Origin of the sequence: Micromonospora sp. WMMD987 (genome assembly GCF_029581435.1) — a bacterium.
Taxonomy (GTDB): domain Bacteria; phylum Actinomycetota; class Actinomycetes; order Mycobacteriales; family Micromonosporaceae; genus Micromonospora; species Micromonospora rifamycinica.
This window is the reverse complement of record NZ_CP120861.1, coordinates 4,536,682-4,557,315: the sequence shown is the minus strand read 5'-3', so window position 1 is coordinate 4,557,315 and position 20,634 is coordinate 4,536,682. Positions and strand designations below refer to the sequence as shown.

Annotated in this window: 9 protein-coding genes; 6 read left to right on the top strand and 3 right to left on the bottom strand. The window is 73.3% G+C overall.

The annotated features are described in order from the left end of the window. Positions 1 to 65: 65 nt before the first annotated feature. Positions 66 to 1,421 carry a glycoside hydrolase family 6 protein gene (locus O7612_RS19135; protein WP_282266165.1) on the bottom strand — a complete coding sequence of 452 codons (1,356 nt, stop codon included), beginning with the start codon at positions 1,419 to 1,421 and terminating at the stop codon, positions 66 to 68. A gap of 502 nt (positions 1,422 to 1,923) precedes the next feature. Here O7612_RS19135 and O7612_RS19130 point away from each other — a divergent pair. Genes O7612_RS19130 through O7612_RS19115 form a run of 4 tightly spaced genes read left to right on the top strand, consistent with a single transcriptional unit; the run spans position 1,924 to position 14,809 of the window. After that, positions 1,924 to 3,594, top strand: a complete 1,671-nt coding sequence (locus O7612_RS19130) for a hypothetical protein (RefSeq protein ID WP_282266163.1) — start codon at positions 1,924 to 1,926, stop codon at positions 3,592 to 3,594. Between the two features lie 43 nt (positions 3,595 to 3,637). Further along, entirely contained in the window at positions 3,638 to 8,254 is a 4,617-nt protein-coding gene (locus O7612_RS19125; protein WP_282266161.1) for a DUF6603 domain-containing protein, read from the top strand. 40 nt (positions 8,255 to 8,294) lie between these two features. Then, entirely contained in the window at positions 8,295 to 11,132 is a 2,838-nt protein-coding gene (locus O7612_RS19120) for a hypothetical protein (RefSeq protein ID WP_282266159.1), read from the top strand. 5 nt (positions 11,133 to 11,137) lie between these two features. After that, positions 11,138 to 14,809 carry a hypothetical protein gene (locus O7612_RS19115; protein ID WP_282266157.1) on the top strand — a complete coding sequence of 1,224 codons (3,672 nt, stop codon included), beginning with the start codon at positions 11,138 to 11,140 and terminating at the stop codon, positions 14,807 to 14,809. A gap of 181 nt (positions 14,810 to 14,990) precedes the next feature. Here the strand turns inward: O7612_RS19115 and O7612_RS19110 are convergent, their stop codons facing one another. Continuing rightward, positions 14,991 to 16,253 carry an APC family permease gene (locus O7612_RS19110; RefSeq protein ID WP_282266155.1) on the bottom strand — a complete coding sequence of 421 codons (1,263 nt, stop codon included), beginning with the start codon at positions 16,251 to 16,253 and terminating at the stop codon, positions 14,991 to 14,993. A gap of 118 nt (positions 16,254 to 16,371) precedes the next feature. On the opposite strand from O7612_RS19110, the gene O7612_RS19105 reads away from it, so the two are divergent. Together O7612_RS19105 and O7612_RS19100 are read left to right on the top strand one after the other, a co-directional pair. Then, positions 16,372 to 17,145, top strand: coding sequence for an ArsR family transcriptional regulator (locus O7612_RS19105; protein WP_282266153.1), 774 nt, complete (start codon positions 16,372 to 16,374; stop codon positions 17,143 to 17,145). Beyond that, on the top strand, positions 17,142 to 17,465 hold the full coding sequence (locus tag O7612_RS19100) for a VOC family protein (protein WP_282266151.1): 324 nt from the start codon (positions 17,142 to 17,144) through the stop codon (positions 17,463 to 17,465). The genes O7612_RS19105 and O7612_RS19100 overlap by 4 nt, the downstream gene beginning before the upstream one ends. 257 nt (positions 17,466 to 17,722) lie before the next feature. Here O7612_RS19100 and O7612_RS19095 read toward each other — a convergent pair whose 3' ends face one another. Next, positions 17,723 to 20,482 (bottom strand): tetratricopeptide repeat protein, encoded by a 2,760-nt coding sequence (locus tag O7612_RS19095; RefSeq protein ID WP_282266149.1) that lies wholly within the window; start codon positions 20,480 to 20,482, stop codon positions 17,723 to 17,725. Between the last annotated feature and the right edge of the window lie 152 nt (positions 20,483 to 20,634).

Below are 20,634 nucleotides of genomic sequence, written 5' to 3'. Positions count from 1 at the left end.
CTGGCACCACGGTCGAGACGCCTGCCGCCACAGCGGCGGTCAGAACCTGGTGGAGTCGCGAGTAGTTACAGCGGCGGCCACGCGTTGACCAGCAGTTGGCGGAAGTGCGCCGGGAACCACTCCCCGAACGGGGGTGCCGCCGGCATAGCGCCGGTGGGCCACGTCGAACCGCGCTGCGGAAGGTAGTCCGGATCGCACAAGGGCTCGTACGGGCGGCCTGTACCCGGGCGGGCGCTGGCGCCGTCGGACTCGCCGGGCGGCTTGACCCAGGCGTAGGCGTCGATGCCCCACTCCGGCGCGGCGGTCGGCCGCTGGCCGAGACCGGTGCCCACCTGATTGCACCAGTTCCCGACCACCGTCCGCCGGTCGAGCCGGCTGCCGTCGACGTAACGGTTCACGTCCCACGAGGTCGCCGGGCCGGTGGGTCGGTTCGGGCCGCCCCAGCCGTTGCGGGAGGTGTCCACCACCACCCCCACCTGCGGGGAGAAGCCCGCTGCGATCAGTCGGTCGCGCATGTGCAGTGCATAGGGGATCTCGTCGACGAACGGGTTCCAGTCGACCCACTTCGACTGGTACACCGGCTGGCCGGCGACCACGTCGTCGACCCGGAAGTGCTCCTCGCGCAGGACCGAGTAGTTGGCGGTGTTGGCGACGAAGCCGTGCACGTCGGCGAGCGTGCTGCCGCCGTTCGTCGCGGCCTGCGCCAGCAGCGCCGTCAACGGGTCGGCGTTGTCCGCCCAGCCGGTCTCACCGTGGTGGCTGATGTCCAGGTACGAGTAGACGTTGGGTACGGTGCCGAGCCGGGCCAGGGCGTACCCGATCCCATCGAGGTAGGTGCCGTGCGCCTTGACCTCGTCGCAGGCCGGGGTGGCGTTGTAGCGGGGGCTGACGTTGACCACGAGGTTGGGTAGCGAGTTCGGCTCGACGAAGGTGACGATCCGCAGATCGGCGTAGCGGGCGTCGGCGAGGATCTCGACGATCGGGTCGACGAACTCGGTCCGGTAGCGGGCGATGTCGCCGATCGACAGCTCGCCGGGCGGAGCCCATCGGCCGCAGTCGCGGGCCGGCAGGTCGTAGAGGGCCAGCTGGACGAGATCGGCGCGCTGCGCCAGGGCCGCGTCCAGGTGCTCGCGCAGACCCATCATCCCGTCCTTGCCCTCGATCCGGGCGATCCGGTCCAGCCAGACGGCGGTCGGTTGGCCGGCGACGACGTCGCCACCGGGCTCGGCGGCGGCGCGGGCGGCCCACTCCGGGTCGACGTAGACCCGCGCTCCGACGTACGGGTTGTCCATCCTGGTAGGCGGATCGGCCGGGCTGGCCGGAGCGGCGCCGACGAGCGCCCCCAGGACGAGGACGGAGCCGGCGGTGGCGAGAACCGCGCGGACCCGGACGGACACGCGTCCGGACGGTGACATGCTCATGCTGGCTGCTCCCTGAAGAACGCGGTCCTGCTCCGGATGGTGACCTGGGGTGGGCGGCCCGGCTCCGTTGCTCCGGCCGCATCGTTCCAGGGTCGGCGGCCACTCAGTAAACATCTATATACTTCAATTTATTGTCGCACCATCCCGCCGGGGTGAGCAAGGCTCCGCCATCGAGGACACCGGGTTCACTGGGAGCCGAGGCCGGCGCCGTGCATGGTCTCGCCGACGGTCGCCACGAGGTCACCTTCGCCGACGGCTCGACCGTGGAGACGGAGCTCCTGGTCGGTGCGGACGGCGCCTGGTCACGGATCCGGCCTCTGGCGTGGGGCCGGCGACCACCACGGTGACCGGCCTTCGCCGTGTCCGCGACCCGCCAACGGCAGGATTCACCCGCGCGGGAGACGCGGCAACCGGTGTGGCTGCCGATACACTACGGCGCCCCGAGCGGGACCGCGACGGCGTGCACCGTCCGATGTGGGCGACTATCCGAAGGGGACGCCGCGTGCCGTGGGAGTTGGAGATCCATACGATCGACATCGGTGTGGGCGAGGCCAGCCTGATCATCGCCGAGGATCCGGGGGTACCCGGCTCGCGCCGGTCCATCCTGATCGACGGCGGGCTGTCGGCGGCCGCGGCTCTGACACACCAGTATGTCGTCGCCACCCTGCCGCCCGGGACCGGTCCGGATGTCCTGCTGGTCACCCACTACGACAAGGACCATTCGCACGGGATCTCCAGCCTCCTGTTCGCCGACAACCTCTCTGTCCTGTGTGACGGTGTGGGAGCGATCGTCGGGGCACTGGTCGGCGGTGGTGCGGCGCTCACGCAGGAGGAGGCCGCGGCCAAGGCGGCCTGCGCGACGGTCGGCGTCCTCTACGGGTCGTGGGGGGCGAACGTCAACTCCATCGACGCGACGGTGAACGCCCTCACCGCGGCGAACGTCAACCTGTTGAACCCGGTTCAGGCCGCCGAGCGGGGAGTGGCCAGGGCGGAGGCGGTCGGAGCCGGCTGGGGCGGCCACGTCACGTTGATCACCAGCAAAGCGTGGCGCAAGGACGCCGGTCTGGCGGCCGGCGCGGCCGTGGCGGCCCTGCTCGCCATGGCGAATCCACCGACCGTCGCCCAGGTGCGCGCAGCGGTCGCGGCCGTCGTGTTCCCGGCACTGGCGCGGACGGTCCCGAGTGACGGGCGGTTCGACACGGGCGGAATCTACCGCAACACGCGGATCGTCGACATCGGCGATGCGCGCACCGCGCCCGCCCCGTACGCGAAAGCGGTCGTGGGTGAGCTGGTGAGCAGCACGTCGGTGCACCTGCAGGTACCCGGCGTGAACCGGCAGCGGACCGGCTTCGCTCCGACGCTGGGCGATGAGCTGTTCTGGAACGGCGTCGCACCCCCGGTGGCCCCCGCCAACGCCCCGTACGCGGTCCTGGTCTCGGGTCCGGTACCGCATTCCGGGGCGATCGCCAGCGTGTGGCAGGGGGTCGGGGTGGCGCCGCAGATCATCCACGCCGGTCAGCTCGACAACAGGATGAGCATCGGCCTGGTCGTGCAGTTCAACGATTTCCGCTACTTCACCGCCGGTGACCTGCCCCTCGAGAGCGAGGATCAGCTGGCGATGGCGCTGATGGTGGCGGGCCAGCCGCTGCCGAACGGTGCCGGCGGCCTGCTGCCGGCGCTGGCGGCACCGCCCTGGGTGACGGCCTTCAAGGCCAGCCACCATGGTGCGGACACGTCCACCAGCGACAACTTCCTGAACTTCCTGGGACCGAAGACCGCGATCATCTCCTGTGGCCGCGAGTACGGACACCCGTTCCAGACGATGATCGACCGGCTGGAAGATCCCAACGCCACGATCGAGTTCTACTTCCTGACGAACTGCCGCTATCCCAGGGTGGGCATCCGGGCATCGCCGGCAGCTGACAGAGGCCCGGCCCGGGTGCCGGGGCCCGCGTACGCACAGAACGTCCCACACAACTGGTCACGTATCTCGGGCGACAACAACGACAACAACGGTGCCCTCGGTCGGGACAGGGGCAATATCGTCCTGCGGATCAACCAGGCGGGCAGCACCGCGATGGTGGGGAACCGGACGTACACCACGACGTACTGGGAGCACTATCCGACGGCCATGGCCGTCGCGGGCCCGACCGTGGTGACGACCCAGTGGTGAGCACGCCGCGCCGGCCCGCGGACGGGTGGAGAAGGAGCGCGGCGTGAGCGACCTGGACGCGTTGTACCGGCACCTGGAGTCGATGGGGCGCTCGGTCACCCTCGCCGCGGACGACTCCGCACTGCCCGTGCCGCTGGCCGAGTTCCTGCGCACGATGCCGGACGGCCTCCTGGAGCTGGTTCCGGGCGACGACGGGCTCAGCCTGTCCGGGCAGGTGCTCACCATCTCCGGCGGCACCTCGGCGTCCTGGCCGATCGAGGGTCTCGGCCCGGCGGGTGCCGGCCCGGTGCACCTGACCCACGCCACGGTCACCCTGACCGGCACTGCCGGCACTGCCGGCCCTGGCAGTACCGGCGGCACTGCCGGCCTCACGGTGACCGGCGCGGCGTCCGGCGTCCTGGACCTCGACGGGCCGGTCGCGGTGACGCTGACGTCGACCCGGGAGCAGTCCGCCACCGGCACCGTGGCGGCCTGGCGGCTCGGCGTGCCCGCGACGACACGGCTACCGCTGCCCACGTTGCTGGCTCTCGGCGTCGGTGGGAGCGGTCGGGCCGCGGTCCTGCCGGTCCCGCCGCAGACGCTGGTCGGCACGGCCTCGGTCGAGCCCTCGCAGCTGCACCTGACCTTCTACCCGGGCCGGGCACACCGGCCGCAACTGGTGTTCACCGCAAGCCTGCCCGACGCCCGGTGGACGGTCGTACCCTCGGTCCTGGCGTTCGACGACGTCACCGTTCGGGGTGACGTCGGCCCGGCCCAGTACCAGATCATGCTCAGCAGCCTGGTCACGATCGGGGACCTGCCGGTCGAGGTCGCCATCGGGGTGACCCCGGGCCGGCGGTGGACCGCTTCGCTGCAGCCGTCCGGGACGACGGCCTTCCCCGGCCTGGCCGCACTGGCCGGATGGCTCGGTGGTGCGCAACGCGGCGCGGCGGCGGCCGTCGAACTGGCCTCGCTGCGCGGCGACGGACCGGGACTGGGCGTCGGCGGGCTGGACGCGGCGATCCGCAGGGTCACCATGACGTTCGACGCCGCGACCGGGCAGCTGCCGTCGGTGCAGGTCGTCAGCCTGCTGACCCTCGGTGTGCTGCGGTTGGACGTCGCGGCGAGCCTGCCGGGCCTGGAGATAACGGGGCAGCTGTACGAGCAGACACCGGTCGGGGTGGCCGATCTGCTCGATTCGCTCGGGCTGCCCTCGGCGGACCTGCCGCGGGCGCTGACCGTCAGCGAGGCCTTCTTCCTGGCCCGGCCCGGGTCCGGGCGGTACGCGGTCGACCTCACGCTGAGCGACGTGTGGCGGATCGGCCCCGTCGCGCTGCGCCGGGTCTCGGTCGGCGTCGCCTACCAGTCGTCGTCGGGCCTGTCCGGGTACGTCGAGGCGGTGCTGAGCTTCGGGCCGTCGATCAACGTGCTGCTGCAGGCCGGGTACGAGGGGGCGGCGGAAGGCTGGCGGTTCGCCGGGTCGACCGGTGCCGGGGACGATCTCCCGGTCGGCGACCTCCTCGGCTCCCTCGCCGCCGACTTCGGCATCACCGAGGTGCCCGACGTGCTGCGCCACCTCGCCCTCGTCGAGGTGGCGGCGAGTGTGACGACCGGCACCGGCGCCTTCACGTTCTCCTGCACCGGCGCCCTCACCGTGGCCGGCGCCCCGGCGCAGCTGCGCGTCGACGTGGCGCTCGATCCGGTGCCGGCGGACCAGCCGAGCGGCGAGGAACCGTCGGACCCGGCGACCACGGTCGGCACCGCGGGATTCACGGCCCGGTACAGCGCGACCCTGACGATCGGTCGGATGGCCTGCGCGGTGACGCTCAACCTGCGCGACGGCCGGAGCAGCACGAGCATCGACGCGCACTGGACGGCCGACCCGCAGCAGCCCCCGTTGTCCCTCACCGACGTGGCTGCGGGCCTCGACCTGCCGGTGCCGGAGCTTCCGCCCGGGCTCGACCTGACGCTGACCGCCGCGGACCTGACCTACGACCCGACCTCCCGGCAACTGGTGATCGGCGCGCGGTCGGCGGTCCACGGTGCAGCGGTCTTCGTGGCGCTGCCCGCCGCAGCGGAGGCCGACGGGTCGACACGGTATCTGGCCGCGGTGTCCGTCGGGGAGCCGATCGGGCTGTCCGACCTGCCGTTGATCGGCGCCGCCCTCGGGGACGTCGAAACCTGCGCGGTCGAGCAGCTCCAGGTGATCGTGTCCGACGCCCGGATTCTCCCGCAGACCGTGGTCGAGGCGAACGGGCTCATCGGGGAGGGCTATCCGAGGTTCCCGGAGCAGGGCACGGCGGCGGCCCTCGCCTTCTCGGCCGTGCTGCGCTTCGGGGCGCAGCGCATCCCGATCGCCCTCGGCGCCGGCCGGGCCGCCGGACCCGGCACTCCCACGGATCCGGCGACCACGCCGGTCGGTTCCACCGTCGGCCCATCGTCCGGGCAGGGTGGCGTGGTCGCCGCCGCGCCGACCGACGCGGACGGCACCGTGTGGTTCACCGTGCAGAAGGCCTTCGGACCGGTCACCATCGCCCGGGTCGGCGCCCGGTACCGCGACGCGGCCCTCTGGTTCGTCCTGGACGGCTCGCTGGAGGCCGACGGCCTGTCCCTGGCCCTGCAGGGCGCCTCGATCAGGGTGCCGGTGGCCGGCTTCGGGCCGCGGTTCGACGTGCGCGGCCTGGCACTGTCCTATGTGAATGCGCCGCTGGCGATCCTCGGCGGGTTCACCTCGGTCCCGCCGACGGGCGGTGCCACGTTCCGGTACGACGGCGGCGCCGCCGTCTCGATGCCGTCCTGGGGCGCGCTGGCCTACGGCTCGTACACCGAGGTCGACGGCGAGCCGTCGATGTTCCTGTTCCTGCGGGCCGCCGGAACGTTCGGGGGTCCGCCCGCGTTCTCGGTCACCGCGCTGGCGGCGGGCTTCGGCTACAACTCCACGATCCGGCTGCCCGCGGTCACCGAGGTGGCCGGCTTCCCGCTGGTCGCCGGGCTCGGCGCGCAGGACGCGGACGGCTCGCCGGCGCAGGCGCTGGCCGCCCTCACCGGCGGGCCGCAGCCCTGGCTCAGCCCTGCGCCGGGGCAGACCTGGCTGGCCGTCGGGGTGCGCTTCCACACGTACCGGCAGTTCGACACCACCGCCCTGCTGGCCGTCGAGTTCGGCAACGCGCTGACGGTCCTGCTGCTCGGCGTGACCACGGCCCGCTTCCCGTCCACCGGGGCGGCCCGCCCGTACGCGCAGTTGCAGCTCGAGCTCCGCAGTGTGCTGCGGCCCGGCGAGGGGATCGTCGCCCTGTCCGCGGGGCTGACCCGCAACTCGTACCTGCTCGACCCGGCCTGCGTCCTCACCGGCGGCTTCGCGTTCTACGCCTGGTTCGGTGAGCACCGCAACGCCGGCGACTTCGCGGTCACCATCGGCGGCTACCACCCCGCGTTCGATGCGCCAAAGCACTACCCGGTCGTACCACGGGTCGGCTTCACCTGGTCGTTGGACGCGGCGGTACGCATCTCCGGCACCGCCTACTTCGCGCTGACCCCGTCGGCGATCATGGCCGGCGGGACGCTGGACGTGCGCTATCACGACGGCAGCCTGACCGCCTGGTTCACGGCCCAGGCCGATCTGCTGGTCGCGTGGGCGCCGTTTCGGTTCCGGACCCGGATCGGGGTCAGCGTCGGGATCGAGTACACGGCGAACCTGTTGTTCACGGCGAAGACCCTGCACCTGGAGGCGGGCGCGGAGCTGGAGCTGTGGGGTCCGCCGACCGGCGGGACGGTCACCGTCCGGCTGTGGGTCGTCACCTTCACGGTGGCCTTCGGCGCGACGGCTGGCACCGCCGATCCGGCGTTGACCCGGCTGGACTGGGCCGGGTTCCAGGAGCTGCTGCCGGCCGCCACGGCGAGCACGACCTTCACCGCGGCGGCCGGACTGGCCGCGCCCCAGACCGTCCCGGCTGGTTCGACCGGGTCGGCTGGCCCGGCTGGTCCGGCTGGTTCTATTGACTCAGCCGGGCCGGAGCCCTGGCCGGTGCGCGCCGACGGCTTCGCCGTGACGCTGCGCAACGCGGTGCCGGTCAGCCGGGTGCTGCTCGGCTCCACGACGCAGACCGCGGCCGTGTCCGGGCCGCCGGTGGATGTCAGGCCCCTGGGCCGCACCGGCCTGACGGTGCGGCAGCGGGTGACGCTACGGCGCACGGCCGGCGGCCCGGCCGGCGAGATCGACCTGACCGCGACCGGCTGGCACGCCGCCGGCGTCACCTCGGACGTTCCCATGGCGCTGTGGGGCGCCGGCGACGGTTCGACACTCGACCCGGGCGGCGCGCAGTTGGTCCCTGATCGGCTGACCGGCCTGACCCTCACCGCACCGCCTGCGGTCGCGGGGTGGACCGGCGGCCCGGTCGACGCGGCCGGCACCCTCGGCGTCGCGCGGATCACGGCCGACGACGCGCTGCCGCTGACCGCCGCCGCCGAGCCGGTCGGCGCGGTGGCGACGCACTCCGGCGCGGTCGCCGCGATCGCGGCGCAGATCGCCGGCCCGGCCGCGAAGGCGGCGCGCGCCGCGCTGTTCGCCGCCCTCGGCATCCTCGGCGCCGCGCCATCGACCGACGGCCCGGTCGACGCCTTCGCGGCGGACGCCGGCACGCTGTTCACCGATGAGCCGATGCTGACCGGGACCGCGCCGTGAACACGCCGGCACGGCGACCCGGTGTGAGAGAGGAACGTCGATGAGCGAGCCGCTGCCGCCGGGCTCCGTGCAGTTCTACGACGGGTACCGCCCAGGGCTGGACGCGGGGACCTACGAGCTGTCCGCCGTGCAGAGTATCGACGGCGTGGACACCGGAGCGTACTTCGGGCCGCGCACCCAGACGTTCACCGTCGACGCCCCGCGCTTCGTGCTCGACGCGGGCGACGTCGGCGAGGTGTACCCACCGGCGAACAGCTCCGGCGACTTCGGCGCCACCCTGCCCTCGATCGTCCTCAACCGGCGCACCCTGCCCTGGGAACGGCACCTCGGCGTCGACCCGGGCGACAGTGCCGAGCCCTGGCTGGCGCTGCTGGTGCTGCGCGCCGACGAGTTGCCGCCCGGCCCGGCGCTGCACACGGGGACCGTCGCGCAGTTCCTGGACGCCTCCGACCCCCACGAACGTCCGCCGGCCATCGCCGCCGACACGCTGCCGGCACAGGTCCTCGCGACGGAGATGACCAGCCTGAGCCTGCACCGGCGGCTGTTCACCGCCATCGCACCGGCCGCCGGTGAGGCGCGGCTGCTGGCACACGTACGGCGCACGGACACCGCGTCCCGCGCGGCCGGGCAGGCGGACCGGGACGGCTGGCACGCCGTCGTCGTCGCCAACCGCCGACCCACCCCGCCGCCGGGCTACGGCGGCACCGGTTCGGCCCACCTCGCCTGCCTGGTCTCGCTCGAAGGCCTCGCCGCCGACCTGCCGGGTGGTGGCGGCACCCCGGCGGACGGTGGGGACGGTGGGGACGTCCGGCTGCGGCTGGCGGTGCTCGCGTCGTGGTCGTTCACGTCGAACCCGGCCGGCGGCGGTGACATCGGCCGGCTGCTGGCCGGTCTGACCCCTGCCGCGTCCGCCGGGCCCGAGGCGCTCCTGCCGCGGATCCCGGTGCCGCCGTCCGCACCGCCGTCCGCGGCGCTGACCCGGCTCCGGCAGGGCTTCGCGGCGCTGGACTACCGGCTGCCCACCGGCGAGCAGACCTTCGCCTGGTACCGGGGGCCGTTCACGCCGTACCCGGCACAGCCGCTGCCCGGCCCGACCGACGGCACCCCGCACTACGCGACCGCCTCCGAGGTGACCGTCTACGCGCAGTCCGACGGCGTCTTCGACGTCTCCTACGCGGTGGCGTTCGAGGCCGGCCGGCTCGCGGCGCTGGCCGACCGTGGCTTCGCCGTGGCGATGGTCAACGCCCGCCGTTCGGCGTTCCAGATCGTGACCAAGCTCCAGGCCCGGGCGGGCTCGCCGCTGTTCGCCAACCTCAGGCCGGTGCCGCCTGCTCCCGCGCCGCCGCCCGGTCCGGAGGTGAGCGCCGCCGACCTGCTCGCCGTCCGCAGCCGCCACGCGTTCGGGGAACTGCTGGCCGGTGGCATGGGCGACCAGCTGACCTCGGCATTCACCGGCCCACCGGCACCGCCGAGCCCGCCCGCACCGCCGAGCCCGCCCGCGCCGCCGAGCCCGCCCGCGCCGCCGAGCCCGCCCGCGCCGCCGAGCCCGCCGACGGCGGTGTCGCCGGGCACCGCCGCCGCAGCGGTCATCGCGGGCCTGCTGCCACCACCGTCGGCGCTGTACCTCGGCGGTGGTGGCTTCGACGAGGGCGTCGATGCGGCATACCTGTCTTCGGCCGAGGCAGTCGGGCCGGTCGAGCCGGCCGGGCAGGTCGAGCCGGTCGGGCAGGTCGAGCCGCCGGTCCCGCCGCGACCTTCCGATCCGGACCTGCCGACCGGCTTCATCCCCGGCCGACCCGGCTGGCCCGGCCGGGACGGGCTCGACCCGGTCGAGCAGCTGCGGTACCTGCTCTCCCGCACCGACGTCCAGGACCTGCTCGCCGACCACGCGCGCGGCCCGGCCGCCGACCCGGCCACCGGTTGGCTGGCCGAACTGGCACTGCTGCACCAGATCCCGTTCCGGCACCTGATCCCGGACGAGCGCATGCTGCCGGTCGAGTCGGTGCGGTTCTTCTACCTCGACAGCGGCTGGATCGCGGCCCTGATCGACGGTGCGCTGAGCATCGGCGTCGAAGGCAGCCGCGACCTGGAGCTGCACCAGGCGATGAGCCGGCCGCTGGTCGAGGTCGTCGCGGCGAAGGTGGGTGCGGTACGCGCGGACCACCGCAACCGGCCGGACCTGGCGGTACCCACCGGCGGGGCTGAGGCCGCCGGGACCGGTGCCTCCACGGCGGCCGGCCTGGCCACCCCGTCCACGCCCCCCACCCCGACCACACCGCAGGGGCCGCCGGGCTCGGGGGGCCTGCCGGACATCCCCGGCAGGCCGGACCGTCCCGACCCCGGACCCGACGCCATTCCCCTGTCACCGCAGCGTACGGGACTGCTGCTGCGCTCGGCCGTGGTCGCCGGCTGGCCCGGCCTGACCGTCGAGGCCAGCGCCGGCGGCCGGCGGGTGCCGCTGCTGCGGCTGGACCGGCTCTCCGACACCGTGCTGCTGGCGCTCTTCGACAGCGTGCCGGACACGGTGACGCTGACCGAACCCTGGCACGGACTGCACTTCGGCTTCGACGGTGGCGACGGTGGCGGTGGCGGTGGCGGCGAGGGTGGCGGGCTGGTTCTGCGCCGGCCCGACGGCACCCAGCTGAACGCCCGGTTCCCGGCCGCCGGTCAGCCCAGCCTGCACGCCGCCTTCACCCGCCCGGGTGATCCGTCGGTGCTGCGGGTGCGGGATCTCGCTGACGCCCTGCAGGCCCGGCTGGGGGAACTGCTGCCCGGCACTGCGGTACCGATGGGCTCCGCCCTGTTCGCCACCGAACTCCTCGCCTCGGCGCATCAGCTCACCTTCCACCACACCGCCCCAGTGCCGAGAGAGACGTGAGCCCGGTGGACACCACCCTGCTGGTCCCGATCCAGCTGCAAGCCCTCCAGGTCAACCCAGGCGTGCGCGCTCAGGGCTTCCGGCGGTGGCAGATGGACTACACCCGGCTCCCCGGCTTCGGCTCGCCCGAACCCGACGCGTTCGCCGAGCCCCGGCTGGACTGGGCCGGTGACGCCGACAGCGACGGAGTGCACCTGCAGTGGGTCCTGCCCACCGCGCTGCGCACCGGGCACCACGACGCGGCGGACGGCACGACGGCGTATCCGCTGGCGCCGAACCGCTGGCTAGTCGTCCGCAGCGCGACGCGCGCGGATCGGGCACCCGGCGACCGGGTCCGGAGCCGAGGGTGGGTCGTCGAGAGCGACCACCTCGGTCCGGACGGGGCCTCGCCGTACCTCGACCCGACGGCCCGGACGCCGACGCCGACCCGGATCGGCCGGGTGCTGCCCCTGGCCGGCTGGCGCGAGCCGGCCGAGCGTCCGGCGCCGTTCCTGACCGCGGTCGGACCCGGCAACATCACGTTCGCCGCCTATCAGCCGCACGCCGTCGGGGTTTTCTCGCTGCACGATCCGGCGGACGACGTCGAGGACGGGTCCACGCTGTCCTATGTGGTCGTCGGCTGGTACGCCGACCCCGCGTCGGACGTACTGGCCCCGGCACGCCAGCCCGCCGGCCTCGCCGCCCGGCTGGCCGAGCTGGGCTGGTCCGCCGGCCCGGATCCGGCCGGGCGCGTCGTCGGCACGACCGTCTGCCACGGCGCGATCCGCGCCCTGACCTACTCGCGGACGTTCGCCGCGCCGCGCCCGGTCCCGGCCGCGATGGCCGTCGGCAACACCTCCGTCGACGCCGTGTCCGCCCTCGTCCGCGACCGGGCCGCCCGGCAGCCCGACGCCGGACTCGACCCGGATCTGCTCGAAGCCTTCCAGTACGACCTGCTGCACACCCTCGACGATCCGGACGGCCCGGCGCTGCTCGCCACCCGCATCCACGACGCCTGGTTCACGGCACGCCCCGGCGGATCGGTGTGGCAGGTGGTCGCGGCGCAGCCCGACGGCGACGGGCCGCCGGCCGAGCCAGGCACCGCCGACCCGGACTGGCTCGCCGAGCTGAACCGGGCGCAGGCCCGCTACGATCTCGCCGCCCGCCGGCTGGCCGCGCTGCAACGCGAACTGTACGAGCTGTGGTGGAAACGCGGCCGGTGCAACGCCCTGTCCTACCGTCCCGAGGGCCTGACCGACGACCGGTTCGCCGCAGAGCTCGACCCTGGCCGACCGGAGAGCCTGGCCGGCCGCGTCGCGGCGCTGCGCCGGGAGGTCGAACGCGCCCGGGCGGACGTGCCGTGGGGCACCTCGCAACAGGAGCTGGCGGCCGCGACGGACGCCTACACCGCGCGGCACCCACTGCCTCCGCGCACCGTGCTCAAGCGCGCCGACCTGCCGTCGTTCCGCAGCGCGGCCGACCCGGTGGTGGTGATCGCGGGCGTACGGGCGGGCACGTTCGACGAGAATCTCGGCACCGGCGCGGACGGGCTGCTGCCGTGCCGCTTCGCCGACCAGCTGGTCAGCGCGCTGACCCTGCCGCTGGCCGGGCTGGTCGGACCGGACGGCCGGCTGCCGGACGGCTCGGTGCCCGGCCCGACCCCGCCACCCGGAGTACGGATCCCGGTGCACGCGAGCGACGTCGCGGACGCGCCGGGGATCGTGCCCCTCACCGACCAGCACGGCGGGGTTCCGGTGGCCGCGGCGTTCGTCGCCCTCCAGACGGAGGCGTACCTCCTCGACCCGGCCCACGCCGCCGAGGTCGCCGCCATCGCCGCCGAGCGGGTGGGGCTGCCCTGGGCGACGGCCGAGCTGACCACCGCCGCCGAGCAGCTCATGGCGGCCGGCTCCGGCGTGACCGGGACACTGCCGGCGATCCTGCCGCAGCGCTGGTCGCAGCCCTGGGCGCCACTGTTCCTGGAATGGCAGGCGACCTACTACCCCCTGCCGCTGGACACCCTGTGGACCTTCGACGGGACCTCGTACGACGCGAGCTGGCGCACCACCTGGACGTATCCCGGACCCCGACCCGGGCAGCTTCCCGGGCACCCGTTCAGCATCAGCGGCCGCAGTCTGTTGACACCGCAGCCTTCGGCCACCTTCAAGGCCCGCCTGGACACCTACCTGACCACGCTGCCGGAGCCCACCCGGACCGCGCTGTCGTCCTTTGCCGCCTCCGTGGACGCGTGGGACCTGCTGTCCCAGGCCCTGAGCGGCTTCAACGAGCAGTTGGCCCTGCGGGATCCGGCGAGCCTGCGCACCCCGGACGCCGCCGACGTGGACCCGGTGACCGGCCTGAGTATCGCCGAGCTGATCGGCGGTGGCGCTGTCGCGATGCCGATGGTCGACGGGCCGGTGACCCACGGCCCGCCCGAGCCCGGCGGGTTCCAGGCCCTGCGCGCCGGCCAGTTCGCCTTCGCGCAGGTCAGGGTGGTCGACCGGTTCGGGCAGAGCATCGACGTATACGACATCGGTCTCGCTGGCGCACTCACCCCGACCATCGCGCAGGGGCTGGTGCCGCGGCAGCCGATCACCACCGGGGTGGCGACCTTCATCCAGCTGCCGCCGCGGCTGCTGGAGCCGGCGCGGCTCGACGTCGGCTTCGCACCGGGCGGACCCGGTGAACCGGACCGACCGGGCGGGGACGCCCCGGCCGCCGCCGACGTGGTGTGCGCCTGGATCGTGCCCAGCCCGCTCGACGAGGCCCTGGCCTGCTACGCCCCGGACGGCACCGCCCTGGGCGAGCTGACCGAGACGGCCGGCCTGACCGGGCCGCAGGTCTCGTGGCTGCCCGCGCCGGGCTCGGCCTGCCCCACCCTCGACCTGCTCACCGGGAACTTCCCGGTGCTGGCCGGCTTCCTGCGCGGCCTGACCGTCGCCGGCCCGGCGGCCTTCGCCGACCTGCTGCGCACCGTCGATGCCACGCTGTGGACCATCGATCCGCCCGGCGGCGGCGACGAGACCTACCTGGCGGCCCTGGCCGGCCGCCCGCTCGCCCTGGTCTGTGCCACGCTGCACGGCAGGTCGGCCCGGCCGCCGCGCACCGACCCGCAGTGGCCGCACACCTTCGACCCGGTCCCGTCGCCGGTGTCCGCCCACGCCTTCGGAGTGCGGGTCGGCGACGCGGCGCTGCGCGGCGACGGCCTGATCGGCTACCTTTCCGTCCCGGACGGCGGGCACTTCCAGGCGGCCTACCGGCCGGCCGGCCTGATGACCGACTACGTCCGGCCGATCGGCCCGGACTCGTTCCCGACGGTCAGGTTCGATGACGCGTCGCGTACCGACCTCATCGTGCTGATGGACCCCCGGCTGCCCGTCCACCTGGTCACCGACATCCTGCCGGTGACGACCCTGACCCTGCCGCAGCGCATGGTCGCCGACGCGATGGCGGCAATGGCGCTGACCGTGCGCTTCGGCCCGCTCCTGACCGACCTGCAACCCTCGGCCGCGGGGGACGCGATCGTGCTCGCCCGCCCTCCGCAGGTGGACGGCACCTGGTCCTGGTCCGAACGGGACGGTGTCGGCGTCACCACCTTCGACATCGCCCCGGCCGACGGCGCCGCCCGTTTCCCCGGCACCCCGCCGACCGTACGCAGCGGCTGGCTGCGGCTGCACGGCGGCGTGCGCCCGCCGCGGTAGCGACGGGCACAGCCGGCTCGGCTCCTTGCGCTGGGGAGCGTACCTTCGCCGGGTAGCGGCGGGAACACCGCCGATCCGGCGACCACGACTAACGTTCCCGCGGTTGTAGCGGCACGGTGCCGTGCCGTTCCCGGACGGCCCTCCGACGGCCGGTGTACCCAGCCGCCCCCTGGTCCGGAGGTCAGCGCCGGGTCAACCGGTGACGGATGCCGTAAGCCGTGGCACCTACGGCCAGCACCGCAGCGCCGGCCAGCACCGAGTGCGGCGGCAGGGCGAAGGCCAGCGCCAGGCAGCCGGCCAGGCCGACGACCGGAACGACCCGTGGCGGGCGACCCTCGGTGGCCGACAACGTCCAGGCGCTGGCGTTGGCGATCGCGTAGTAGACCAGCACCGCGAAGGAGGAAAACCCGATTGCCGTACGCACGTCGGCGGTGGCGGCGACCGTGGCGACCACCGCGCCGACGGCCAGTTCGGCCCGGTGCGGCACCTGGAATCGCGGGTGCACGGCAGCCAGAGCGTGGGGCAGGTGCCGGTCCCGGGCCATCGCCAGGGCCGTGCGCGACACCCCGAGGATCAGGGCGAGCAGCGAACCCAGCACCGCGACGGCCGCACCGACCCGTACCACCGGGACGAGTTCGGGCCGGCCGGCGGCGCGTACCGCGTCCGCCAGCGGTGCGGCCGAGCTGGCGAGCCGGTCGCCGAGCACCGCCAGCACCGCGACCGCCACGATCGTGTACACGACCAGGGTGATGCCCAGGGCCAGGGGCACCGCCCGGGGAATGGTGCGGGCCGGATCCCGGACCTCCTCGCCGAGGGTGGCGATCCTGGCGAAGCCGGCGAAGGCGAAGAACAGCAGCCCGGCCGCTTGCAGCACGCCGAAGACGGTGACGTCACCGCCGGCTGACAGCCGGCCGAGGCCGGCGGACGGTGCGCCCAGGCAGGCCACGGCCACGCCGGCCAGGATCGCCAGGACGACCGCGACGACCGCCCGGGTCAGCCACGCCGACTTCTGCACCCCGACGTAGTTGACCGCGGTCAGGGCCACCACCGCGGCCACCGCGACGGCGTGTGCCTGCTGCGGCCAGGCGTACGTCCCGACGGTGAGTGCCATCGCCGCGCAGGAGGCGGTCTTGCCGACCACGAATCCCCAGCCGGCCAGGTAGCCCCAGAACGCGCCGAGCCGCTCCCGGCCGTAGACGTAGGTGCCGCCGGACGCCGGATACCGGGCAGCCAACCGCGCCGAGGACGTGGCGTTGCAGTACGCCACCACCGCCGCTACGGCCATGCCCGGCAGCAGCCCCGGACCGGCGGCCGCGGCCGCCGGCGCCAGGGCCGCGAAGATGCCCGCACCGATCATCGACCCCAGGCCGATGACCACGGCGTCGAACACCCCCAGCCGCCTCGCCAACCGTCCCTGCGCCGCTGTGGATGTCGCGCTCACCATCAGCCTCCTGCTGAGTCCGGCGGCGTTACGCCTGCCGATACCGCCTGACGATACGGCAGCGGGAGGTACGTTTATCAAGTAGGCTTGATCTAATCTGGTTTGATGTATCTTCGTGGTCATGGGGCCACCGAGACACACCGCGCCGCCGTTCGTCCGGCTGGCCGCACACCCGCTGCGCTGGCAACTGCTGACCGCGCTCGCCCACAGCGACCTACGGGTCCGCGAACTGGTCAGCCTCCTGGGTCAGCCGCAGAACCTGCTCTCGTACCACCTGCGGCTGCTGCGCGACGGTGGCCTGGTCACCTCCACCCGCAGCAGCTTCGACGGCCGCGACAGCTACTACCACCTGGACCTCGACAGCTGCATCCACGCGTTGACCGGCACCGGCACCGCCCTGCACCCGGCTCTGCGGCTGGACGGCACCACACCGGCAGCGCCGCTCCACCCGCGGCCGCCGCGCACCGTGCTGTTCGTCTGCACGGGCAACAGCGCTCGTTCCCCCGTCGCCGAAGCCCACCTGCGCCGCCACACCGCCGGCCACGTCCAGGTCACCAGCGCGGGAAGCCGCCCCCGACCGCAACTACATCCTTATGCCGTACGGGCGCTGCGCGACCAGTTCGGCGTCGACGTGACCGACCAGCGCCCACGCCACCTGGACACGCTCGCCGGCCGTCGCTTCGACTACGTCATCACCCTCTGCGACAAAGCCCGAGAGGTCTGTCCTGACCTCGGCAGCCCGGCCGGTCGCCTGCACTGGAGCATCCCCGACCCCGCCGCAACCGGCACCCGCGAGGACTACCCCACCTTCCTGCGGATCGCCGCCGACATCGACACCCGCGTGCGGCATCTGCTGCCCGTCCTCGCCACCGAACCCCAGGAGACCACGCCGTGACCACGCCCGGGCAGTACGCAAGCGTCCGCTACCTGGTCGACGATGTTCAAGCCACCGTCGACTTCTACACCACCCACCTCGGTTTCCATCTCAAGACCAGCGCCGCTCCCGCCTTCGCCGACGTGGTCCGCGGCCCGTTACGACTGCTGCTGTCCGGACCCACCAGCTCCGGTGCCCGCGCCACCCCGCACGACGCCACCGGCCCCGGTCGAAACCGCATCCACCTCGTCGTCGACGACCTCGACACCGAGATCGACCGGCTCCAGGCCGCCGGCCTGGCGTTCCGCAGCGAACTGGTCTGTGGACCCGGCGGCAGGTAGATCCTGCTCGCCGACCCCGCCGGCAACCTCATCGAACTGTTCCAACCCGCCCGCGACGCCGCCCCTGCCACCACCTGAACCCCGTCGCACCCTCGCCACGCGAGGTCGATGTCCCCCCGGCGCGGACTCCGCTGCGTCGATCATGGAGTTGTGGGGCTCCGTATAAGTTGCGTATAGGGGCTAAATGCCCACCACAACTCCATGATCGATCTGCCACGCCACTCGTCGTCGAGGGGGAACTCGGGCACCCGCAGGGACTACTTCCCGTCGTCCCGGAGCCGGTAAGCCGCAGCGAGGTTGTTCCGTGAGATCAGGGTGTCCGGGTGTTCGTGGCCCAGTAGCTGTTCCCGTGCGGTGAGGGTGGCCTCGTACAGCGGGATCGCCTCGGTCAGTCGTCCCACCGCCTGGTAGGCGTGGGCGAGGTTGTTTCGTGAGATCAGTGTGTGCGGGTGTTCGTGGCCCAGTACCCGTTCGCGCGTGACGAGGGTGGCCTCGTACAACGGCATCGCTTCATCCAGTCGTCCGGCCGCCTGGTAGGCGTGGGCGAGGTTGTTCCGTGAGATCAGGGTGTCCGGGTGTTCGTGGCCCTGTAGCCGTTCCCGTGCGGTGAGGGTGGCCTCGTACAGCGGGATCGCCTCGGTCAGTCGTCCGGCCACCTGGTAGGCGGTGGCGAGGTTGTTTCGTGAGAGCAGGCTGTCCGGGTGTTCGTGGCCCAGTACCCGTTCGCGCGTGACGAGGGTGGCCTCGTACAACGGCATCGCTTCATCCAGTCGTCCGGCCGCCCAGTAGGCGTGGGCGAGGTTGTTCCGTGAGATCAGGGTGTCCGGGTGTTCGTGGCCCAGTAGCCGTTCCCGTGCGGTGAGGGTGGCCTCGTACAACGGGATCGCCTCAGTCGGTCGTCCGGCCGCCTGGTAGGCGTAGGCGAGGTTGTTCCGTGACGTCAGTGTGTTCGGGTGTTCGTGGCCCAGTACCCGCTCGTACGCGATGAGGGTGGCCTCGTACAACGGGATCGCCTCAGTCAGACGTCCCGCTGTGTCGTAGGCGGTGGCCAGGTTGTTCCGTGACATCAGGGTGTCCGGGTGTTCGTGGCCCAGTAGCCGTTCCCGTGCGGTGAGGGTGGCCTCGTACAGCGGGATCGCCTCGGTCAGTCGTCCCGCCGCCCAGTAGGCGTAGGCGAGGTTGTTCCGTGACATCAGGGTGTCCGGGTGTTCGTGGCCCTGTAGCCGTTCCCGTGCGGTGAGGGTGGCCTCGTACAGCGGGATCGCCTCGGTCAGTCGTCCCGCCGCCTGGTAGACGTAGGCCAGGTTGTTCCGCGACACCAGCGTGCTCGGGTGCTCGTCACCCAGTCTCGCGGCGGCGGCGCTGACGACGGCTTCGCCCTGGTCGATGGCTGCCGGATACGACCCCCGGACGGCGTAGTGGTAGGTCACGGCATTGTTGACATCGACCACGCCGACCCCCACGTCTTCGCTGATCTCGGTGATCGCCTCGAGCGCCGCTCTCGCGTGCGGGGCGATCACCTGCCAGGCGCCCCAGTCGGCAGGATCAGCCAGATCGAGACCTGCTCTCGCGGCCACTACCAGACCGGCCGCCGCCGTCGTCAGTGACGACCGTTGCCCCTCCCGCGCGGCCCGCCACCGGCAGACCTCGGCCACCAGGGGATGCACCGTCAGCCCGTCACCCGAGCCGACCACCCCGGTAGGTGCCCCGTCGACGAGACCCACCGCCCGCAGGCCCGCCAACCCGGCCGCCATCTCCGCCCGACCCTCGTCCCCGTCGGGGAGCAGCGCCGCCGTCGACAGCACGGCGGGATCCAGCATGGGCACCGGCACCACCGAGCCGGGGCCCAGGAACGACAACACGCGCAACAGGGTGCGCGCCCGGGTCCGGCCCTGCCGCTCCAGGGCGTCCAGGGAGATCTCCCAGGTGGACATGATGAGTCGGCGCGGATCCTGCTTCCCCCACCCGGGCGCACCCTCGTCCACCACGCTCAACGACCGGTCGTGCAACAAGCGCAGGTAGCCCTCCAGCCCCACTGCGGCCATCCCGGAGCCCAGATACGATCCGGCCAGGTGCACCGCCAACGGCAGCCGGTCCAACCGGTCCGCCACCGCTGTCGCCGCCCCGATCAGCTCCGGCTCGTCCGCCCGGCCCATCCGGTCGAGCAGCATCAACGCCGCCGCCCGCTGGTCCAACCCGCCCAGCGGAAACCACCCTGCCCGCTGCCCCCACACCGTCCGGTCGGCGACCCGGGTGGTCACCAGGACGATCCCGGTGCCGGCTGACCTGAGCCAACCGCCACCTCCCGCCACACTCGTGCCGCCCGGTGCCAACAGTTCCGGAGCGTCGGCATTGTCGATGACCAGCAGCCAGGGGTCGGCCACCCGGTTCAGCCGACCCCACACCACCCCGGCCAACGCCAGATCCGAGTCGGCGCCGGTGACCTCCTCGACCGACGCGCCCGCCTCCCGCGCCACGGCCGACATGCCGGCCACCAGCGTCGCCCCGTCCACCGCCGACACCCACCACACCCGCCAGCCGGACGCCTGGGCCTCCCGCGCCGCCGCCAGTGCCACCGTGGTCTTCCCGCGACCACCCATCCCGACCAGGATCCGGATCTGCGGCGGGTAGGTGGCGGGCGGTGTCAGGAGCTCGTCGATCACCCCGTCGCGGCCCCGCACGACGAGCGGTAGCTCTCCCAGCGGCGCGTCCACCATTCCGGTGCCCCCGGGTGGACCGACCTCCGTCGTGGCCGGCCCGTCATCCACCGCGGAACCAGCCACCACGGGAGCGTCGGTGTCCCGCGCGTCCCGCTGGCGCTGCACCGCCACCACCATCATGCTCAGCACCGCGAGGACGACCGTCAGGACCAGCACCGAGGGGAACGGATGGTCCTGGATCACGTGCAGGCCCCACGGCCACCGCCGTGCGTCGCTGCTCGCCGCGTTGACCGCCAGCGCCACCCCGGTCGTCACGACCGCCACCAGGACCAGCACCAGGACGGACGACAGGGCCATCAACCACCGCGACCACGGCTGACCCCGAAACCTCACCGTCACACCCCGCCACGACCGGATCACCAGAAGCTGACCGCCCATTGAACCGCATCACCGCAAAGGCGGCCTATCCGCCGCCGGGTCCGGTGACGTCCGCCCGATGGCCCGGGATC

Excerpts from the sequence above, each read along its gene's own strand:
- O7612_RS19135 (WP_282266165.1), bottom strand. The coding sequence starts at position 1,421 with ATGAGCATGTCACCGTCCGGACGCGTGTCCGTCCGGGTCCGCGCGGTT.
- O7612_RS19120 (WP_282266159.1), top strand. The coding sequence starts at position 8,295 with ATGAGCGAGCCGCTGCCGCCGGGCTCCGTGCAGTTCTACGACGGGTAC.
- O7612_RS19110 (WP_282266155.1), bottom strand. The coding sequence starts at position 16,253 with ATGGTGAGCGCGACATCCACAGCGGCGCAGGGACGGTTGGCGAGGCGG.
- O7612_RS19105 (WP_282266153.1), top strand. The coding sequence starts at position 16,372 with ATGGGGCCACCGAGACACACCGCGCCGCCGTTCGTCCGGCTGGCCGCA.
- O7612_RS19095 (WP_282266149.1), bottom strand. The coding sequence starts at position 20,482 with ATGGCCCTGTCGTCCGTCCTGGTGCTGGTCCTGGTGGCGGTCGTGACG.